This is a genomic window from Streptomyces sp. NPDC126510 (assembly GCF_040302345.1).
Taxonomy (GTDB): Bacteria; Actinomycetota; Actinomycetes; order Streptomycetales; family Streptomycetaceae; genus Streptomyces.
Genome location: NZ_JBEORR010000087.1, coordinates 1 through 3,637 on the forward strand (window position 1 = coordinate 1; position 3,637 = coordinate 3,637).

The window sequence follows — 3,637 nt, forward strand, 5'->3', positions numbered from 1 at the left end:
GTTGACGGACCTGGGTGACCATGAGGTTGGCGAGGGCGACGAGATGCCACTTGTCGACTGCGATCCGCGCGTCCGGCAGGGCGGTGCGGATCCCGGATCGACAGGTACAACAGCGCCCGCCCGCACACCCGCCTCGGCAACGCCCCACCCGCCGAGTACGAGGCAGCGCACTGCGCTGAGCCCACCAAGTCATCGCGACCGGCAATGACACCTGCATAGACGTGGCATCAACGCGTAGATGTTTCAGTTTCTTCTGTGCTGGGGCTGTGTCAGGTGCTGGACCGGGTGTAGGCAGCGGCGCGCACCACATCGTCGTCCTCCAGTCCAGCTCCTAGTGCTCCGCCCACGGTGGCCAGGCTGGCGGTGAGCCAGCTGATCTTCGCGTAGTCCAAAGCGTTCACTGGGTGACCGGCGACACCGGCCAGTACCGGCTCGTCGATGAGCAGCAGCGCGCCGACCCAGGACAGGATGAATAAGCCGAGGTAGAACACCACAACCCCGATGGCCACGGTCGCGGTGGTGGCCAAATTGAACAGGATCACCTGCTCACGTTGGGCTCGCCGCCGTGGGCGCTCCCACAAGTCTGCTCCCAGGATCAGGGTGGCACTCACCGCCCCGATCGCCATCACCGCCAGCAGGACCAGGCGCACCGGCCCGTAGGCCATGGCCAGTACCCATAGGTCCGAGGCCACCAATGTCAGCATGCCGGTGGCCGCTGCCACGACCATCGCCCGGGAGAGCCGGGCCACGAAGGCCCAAGGCTGGTTGGCGCGGATCATGCCCAGCAGCAACCGCACGTTGCCGCTCAGCACTCGGGCCGTGAACTGCACGACGTTGTCGTCCGGGCGTTCGTCGAGATCGGTGGACAGCTGGTGGGCTCTTCGAGCAAGATCCCGCTGGGCGTTGAGGTCTTCGGCGTCGTAGCCCAGGAGCTGCCCGACCACGTGCACGGTGGTCTCTTGCACCTTCTGCCGCACGTGCACGGCTCCCAGGGTTGGGACGGAGACCAGTCCTACCCCGTGCACGGGGCTGAGCTGGGTGAGCACCGGACGTCGGCCGGTCTTCAGGGGGATCTCGGTGAGCACCACGGCCAAATCCCAGTTCTCCTCCAGCACGCGGTTTCGGGCCGCCTCCAGCAGGTCCAAGGTCTCGGTGGGTGGATCGACCAGCCGGTCTTCGGCCATCTTCAGTTGCCAGCGCACTCCCGGATACCGCTGCACCAAAATCTTGCGCACCGAGGTGGTGACCTCGGGGCCGAGCATCGCACTCAGGGATGGTGAGACCACCAGGCCGATGAGCAGCTCGGCATCGGAAAGGGGTTCGGCAGGATCGGGGGTGGATCGGCAACGCTTAGCAGTCATCGCTCCATGGTGAGGCAACCACGGGCCGATTGCCACTGGCTCGATGGAGCCCCGAAGGTTTCGTGCAGCACCGCGGGCCGGATTCGGTGGTCGCCTCGATCCCGGAGAGAGCGGTGCTGCTCACTGCGAAATCCTCTCCCCGCCGACGCCGCCAGCGCGAAGACATCACAGCCAGCGGGCCCGGGACCTGCCGGTGTCGAGGACGGCTTCTCGATGATGCTGCAGTGACGGATCGGTTGAAGTGCTTCGGCGGTGTGGGAGCAGTGATCAGCGTGGGGGCGGTCGATTCCGTTCGGACAGGTGATGCATCGACTGCCCAGCGGCAGGTGCGGTACTGATGCGTGGGTACCCGGTGCAGGGGTGTCAAGGCCCAGCTCCGAAGACGGCAAGCCGGGCACGTGAAAGGCGAATTATGGCCCGCCGCAACCCGAGCGGGAAGGCATGTGTGGCACGAGGCGCCGAAGACGGGCCGGGCGTTTACTGCAGAGATAAATGGCTCTCCGCATTTGAGCGGGGCGTGTGCTGATTTCATGCTGCTGGTCTCTGCCCTCGGGTGAGGGCGATGTGGACCATGATGCGCCTTCGGTAGTTGTCCATGTTGGTGAAGCCGCATCCGACACGCTTGGTTTGCTTGATGATCCGGTTGAAGCCCTCGGTGCGGGCGTTGGTCACGTCCTCGGTGAGCGCGACGAGCACCGCTGGCCACCAGGTGTCGATCGTGGTCGCCAGGCGGCTGGTTTCCTCCATGTCGGCGCGGGCGGCGGCGTCGTAGAAGTCGTACAGCCTGCGCCGGATCTGGTGCGGCTGGTGTTCGGCCAGCAGCAGGCGCAGGCGTTCCTTGACGGCATGCGCGGCGGCGATCTCGTTGGTCGGATCCTCGGCGGCGAGGGCGGCGTTGAACCGGGCCTTTTGCTTCACGGTGAGGTGCTCGTAGCCGGTGAGCAGCAGTTGCCGGCTGGCCCAGACTTTGTCGGTGGCGGTGCCGCGGCGGCCGTGCAGTTGCCGGGTGATCCGTTGACGGACCTGGGTGACCATGAGGTTGGCGAGGGCGACGAGATGCCACTTGTCGACTGCGATCCGCGCGTCCGGCAGGGCGGTGCGGATCCCGCCCGCGTACGGCGCGGACGGGTCGATCACGACCAGGTCGATGCCGGCCCGGAACGCGGGTGTCTGCAGCGCGAGCCAGTCGATCACGCACGCCCCGGAGCGTCCCGGGGTCAGCCCGAGAAGGTGCCCGGGCAGGGTGGGGTCGGCGTTGACGAACGAGGTCATCCACGGGTTCGACCGTGTCCAGCCGGCCTCTTCGAGCACCCAGCGCACCGACCGGGCGCGGGTCTCGTCGATGCCGAGCACGCGGGTGGGTTCCGGCTCGGGCAGCCACTGGTTGGCCAGTGCGATGAGCGCCCGGTGCGCGGTCGACCACGCCACCTGGTACTCGCTAGTGCCCCGAGTTTGAAGTTGTTTTACGGTCAGCTTTCACCAGGATCTGCTCGGCGGTTTTCGTCCACACGAACGGCTGCGCCCGCGGATTCCACCCGTTGATGAACTCTCGGATCTTCGCCGTCAGTTCGCGGACACTGCGGAAAGTTCCGCGATGAATCGCTTGGCGTTCGATGATCCCGAACCACACCTCGACGAGGTTCATCCACGACGCCGACGTCGGGGTGAAATGAACATGGATCCGCGGATTCGCAGCCAGCCACTCGCGGACCTCGGCCTTCTTGTGGGTGGCGTAGTTGTCCATCACCAAGTGCAGTTCCTGCTTCGGATACGCGCGTGCGACATGTTTGAGGAACACCAGAAACTCCTGGTGACGGTGTCGCGGCCGGCAGATCCCGGTCACCTTTCCGGTCGCGATCTCCAACGCCGCGAACAAGGTGGTGGTGCCGTTGCGGATGTAGTCGTGGGTTTGCTTCTCGGGCATTCCGATCTGCATCGGCAACGTCGGAGCGGTCCGATCCAATGCCTGGATCTGCGATTTCTCGTCCACGCAGAGCACGATCGCGTTCTCGGGCGGATCGAGATACAACCCGACGATGTCGGTGACCTTCGCGACCAGTTCCGGATCGGTGGAAAACTTGAATGTCTCACTGCGCCAAGGCTGCACACCGTACTCGCGCCAGATCCGTGCGACCGTGCCGTACCCGATCCCCAAATGTTTCGCGAGCAGGCGCGAACTCCAGTGTGTGACACCGTATTTCTTCGGCGGCGGCATCAAGGTCGCGGAGACGATCTCCCGGCGATCGAGGCTACGCGGCCGCCCCGAACGCGCATCG

At 65.5% G+C, this 3,637-nt stretch carries 3 protein-coding genes; all 3 read right to left on the minus strand.

Features of this window, described 5'->3' with window-relative positions; translation table 11 throughout:
• Positions 1-269: 269 nt before the first annotated feature.
• Positions 270-1,361 carry a hypothetical protein gene (locus tag ABTX60_RS43005; protein WP_350835329.1) on the minus strand — a complete coding sequence of 364 codons (1,092 nt, stop codon included), beginning with the start codon at positions 1,359-1,361 and terminating at the stop codon, positions 270-272.
• Positions 1,362-1,889: 528 nt separating this feature from the next.
• Positions 1,890-2,789, minus strand: coding sequence for an ISL3 family transposase (locus tag ABTX60_RS43010; RefSeq protein ID WP_350835191.1), 900 nt, complete (start codon positions 2,787-2,789; stop codon positions 1,890-1,892).
• A gap of 10 nt (positions 2,790-2,799) precedes the next feature.
• On the minus strand, positions 2,800-3,637 hold an 838-nt coding region (locus ABTX60_RS43015; protein ID WP_352102042.1), incomplete at its 5' end, for an IS630 family transposase.